This window comes from Phocaeicola sp., assembly GCF_057861905.1.
On record NZ_DBMACV010000130.1, the window covers coordinates 1 to 3,406 of the forward strand.

At 47.1% G+C, this 3,406-nt stretch carries 2 protein-coding genes; both read right to left on the reverse strand.

Annotated elements, in window-relative coordinates; all coding sequences use genetic code 11:
* Positions 1 to 76: 76 nt before the first annotated feature.
* A complete protein-coding gene (locus ACZM60_RS14575) occupies positions 77 to 220 on the reverse strand; it encodes a hypothetical protein (protein ID WP_489521852.1) in 144 nt (47 codons plus the stop codon).
* 41 nt (positions 221 to 261) lie between these two features.
* Positions 262 to 3,282 (reverse strand): glycosyl hydrolase family 95 catalytic domain-containing protein, encoded by a 3,021-nt coding sequence (locus ACZM60_RS14580; RefSeq protein WP_489521853.1) that lies wholly within the window; start codon positions 3,280 to 3,282, stop codon positions 262 to 264.
* Between the last annotated feature and the right edge of the window lie 124 nt (positions 3,283 to 3,406).

The following is a 3,406-nucleotide window of genomic DNA, read 5'->3' on the forward strand; positions in this document are numbered from 1 at the left end:
TAATTTGTAATTAATTGTTTGTCAGACTTAAATATACAAAATAATTCGGTGATTACCAACTTTTAAAGATACTTTCTTATCCCGAACTCACGTATTCTTGAATATGTGCCTCGATAACCGGATCGGAAGGTATGGCAGGAGCAGGCTTTTGTCCTCCTGCCGTCAGACAGACACCGGTACATAAAACCGATGCCAGTGCCAGTTTCTTGAAATTTTTCATGGTCAATTGTTTCTTTTTATTCGTTATAGTTTGTTTATTAGTTATTCGAATGAAAACGTAATGCGTTCGCCTTGTCTTACACTGAATGGGATGAAATCATCTTGGGAACAGGATACTCCGTCGAGAAGTACCTTCTTGATACCTTTCGGATATTTCAGTTTCAGATTGTTCTGCCATCCTCCGGTGATGGTTGCCTGCACGGGTTTTCCATCTTTCCATACAAGGTCTACCGTGGCACCTCCTCTTACTTTCAATCCGTAAAAGCTTCCATTCTTCCATGAATCGGGCAGGGCTGGGAGCAGATGAATGAAACCATCTTGACTTTGCAGTAGCATTTCGCTGATACCCGAAGTTCCTCCCCAGTTGCCATCCATTTGAAAGGGAGGATGCGAGCAGAAGAGATTAGGGAATGTTCCACTTCCGTGCTGTGCAGGGTTTTGAGCTGTATAAGCCGGATAAAGCAGACTGCGGAATAATTTGTACGCACGGTTACCGTCGCCCAGTCGCGCCCAGAAATTAATTTTCCATGCACGGCTCCATCCGGTACCTTCATCGCCTCGCCGGTTCAGGGTCTTCCGGCAGGCTTCTGCCAGTTCGGGCGTTTTAAGAACCGAAATCTGGTTTCCCGGATGCAGACCATACAGATGAGATACATGACGGTGATGGATGTCGGTTTCCTCATAATCCTCCAGCCACTCCATCAGGTATCCTTTTTTACTGATTTGGTGTGGAGGCAATAACCGGATAGCTTCTTGCAAGGCCTCGGCATAAGCCGTATCGGTATGCAGAATATGCGAAGCTTCTATTACGTTGGTGTAAAGTTCGCGTACCAGTTGGATATCCATTGTCGGCCCCGTACATACACTGATGGGCGTGCGATCTTTTCCGGGAAGATAGAACGCATTTTCGGGAGAAGATGTCGGTGCTGTGACAAGCCATCCGTGTTTGGGCTCTTTTACCATAGTCGAGTAGAAAAATTCGGAGGCACCTTTCATGATCGGATAAATATCTGCCAGATAGTTCTGGTCACCACTGAAAAGATAATGTTCCCACAGGTGTGCACAAAGCCATGCTCCTCCGGTATTCGTTGCGCCCCATGACGGATGTTCTCCGGGGGCAGTATAGTTCCATACATTGGTCATCATGTGGAGAACCCAGCCTTTGGCCTGTGGACCGTAAAAGGCTTTTGCGCTTTCTTCTCCGCTGGCAACCAGTCGTTTCACCAAATCGACCAGTGGTATATATAGTTCCGATAAATTAGCCTGCTCTACCGGCCAGTGATTCATCTGCACATTGATGTTCGTGTGATAGTCACCATTCCAGGGAGTTCCCGGTTCGTTGGCCCAAAGCCCCTGCAAGTTGGGAGGCAAGCTTCCCGGACGTGTGCTGCTTATCAGTAAATAACGTCCGTAATTATAGTAAAGAGCAGCCAGTGAAGGGTCGTCCTGCTGCTGGAATTTCTCTATTCTCTGGTCGGTAGTAAGCTGTGAAACGGCTTCGTTCTCGGGCAGGCGGATTCCGGCACGGTTGAACAAAGCCTGATAGCTGCTGACTGCTTCCGTTACAGCGTCGGAGAGATTGCTTTCCAATGCTTCGTTGAGCAGACGGTCGGCTTCTGTTGCGTAGATTTCTCCAGCCAGATAAGATGTCTTTGCCGATACCACAATCCATGCTTCGTCTGCATGCTGTACGTTGATAGATTGTTCGTCAGTCGACTGCTGTACCTGTTTGCCTTTGCATGTTACTCCGGCAATGGCTGCATAGCGGACACCGGTTTGCGAGGAACCACTGTCCAGGCTGCCGTACAGTTCCAGTTTGCCTTCAGCCAGTTTGCGTACGCTTCCTCTTTCCGGACGGCTCAAGTTCATTTTGAAATTAATGGCACCTGGAACGTCTGCTCTCAGGTGTATCAGCATGACATCCTTGTTGCGTGAAACGACATACTCGCGTACATAACGGACTGTTCCGCGGGAGAAAGTCGTATATGCTATACCCTTGCTCAGGTCCAGCCAGCGGCGATAATCGGCTGGTGCATCCTTTTCATGTTCTCCATACTGATGCTCCAGAAACAAATCGCCCAGCATCTGAAAGGCACCATACGTTCCTCCCTTTTCCGGTTTCTTAGGAACAAAGCTGGTATACATCAGTTCCTGTGCTTCTTTGTTCTTTCCTTCGAACAGCAGCCGGCGGATTTCGGGCAGGCTTTGGGAAGCATCGGGATTCAGGTAATTTGCTTCCGATCCGCTCCACATGCTGATTTCATTCAGAACGATATGCTCTTTACCGATAGCTCCGTCGGGCATCATACCCAGTCTGCCGTTGCCTAACGGAAGTGTTTCTTCCCATTGAGCGGCAGGTTCGTCGTACCACAAGGTCTGGTCGCTGCGTCCCGGAACGGGATAAGGTTCTTTTCCGATAAGATATTTATATAATGTTTCGGCAATAATAGCAGCGCCGTACTTGTCGGGATGTACTCCATCGACGTAAAGTTGCGGGTAATAGGGAAGCATTGCAGTATACAGGTCGATGACCGGCAGGTTTCTTTCGGCGGCAACCTCCCGGATATACGGGATAACGCCGTGTAAGATGATACTGTCATTGATGCCCCATTCCTTATGATTAGAAGGAATAGGCAGGCAGAGATATACACGGGGATGTGATGCAAGCGCCTGAAACTTGTCTATCAGCAGGTTTAAGTCCTCCTTGAACGTGGCATGATGCTGCCAGTTCTGCGGCTTGGAATCGTTGGTTCCCAGCTTGATGGTAACAATATCGGGCAGGAAATCCAGAGCTTCCTGAAAACGGGTGGTCTTCATGTAAGGCAAGTTTCCTTTCTGACTTAGCGTATGAGCAGTTACGCCAAAGTTGCCCACTTCGTAGTTATCTCCCAATAACTTTTGTAGTACCGCCGGATAGCTTTCTTCCGACGGATTCTTTAACAAAAATCCTTCGGTAATGCTGTTGCCTACACAGGCTATCTTGATTTTTCTTTCTGCCTGTGCTTGTATCACAAGAGGAAGAATCAGGAATAATCCTAATATATATAGGTGTATCTTTCTCATGTTTATTCTCCTTTATATTTCATGTATTACGTGAGTTCGGGATAAGAAAGTATCTTTAAAAGTTGGTAATCACCGAATTATTTTGTATATTTAAGTCTGACAAACAATTAATTACAAATTAACA

Bases quoted from the DNA above. Each gene is read 5' to 3' on its own strand.
- ACZM60_RS14575 (WP_489521852.1), bottom strand. From the start codon at position 220: ATGAAAAATTTCAAGAAACTGGCACTGGCATCGGTTTTATGTACCGGT.
- ACZM60_RS14580 (WP_489521853.1), bottom strand. From the start codon at position 3,282: ATGAGAAAGATACACCTATATATATTAGGATTATTCCTGATTCTTCCT.